1 protein-coding gene is annotated in these 251 nt (G+C 61.0%); it reads left to right on the top strand.

Features of this window, described 5'->3' with window-relative positions; all coding sequences use genetic code 11:
• Nucleotides 1-251, top strand: a 251-nt coding sequence (locus C2I19_RS19410; protein ID WP_439647053.1) for a GTP-binding protein, incomplete at both ends; no start/stop codon positions are given.

The following is a 251-nucleotide window of genomic DNA, read 5'->3' on the forward strand; positions in this document are numbered from 1 at the left end:
TACTCCCAGATCGACAGCGCGCCGGAAGAAAAGGCTCGCGGTATCACCATCAATACCGCGCACGTTGAATACGAAACCGAATCCCGCCACTACGCTCACGTAGACTGCCCGGGTCACGCCGACTATGTGAAGAACATGATCACTGGCGCGGCTCAGATGGACGGCGCCATCCTGGTTTGCTCGGCCGCTGACGGTCCGATGCCGCAAACCCGCGAACACATCCTGCTGTCCCGCCAGGTTGGCGTGCCGTA

This window comes from Chromobacterium alticapitis, assembly GCF_002924365.1.
Lineage (GTDB): Bacteria > Pseudomonadota > Gammaproteobacteria > Burkholderiales > Chromobacteriaceae > Chromobacterium > Chromobacterium alticapitis.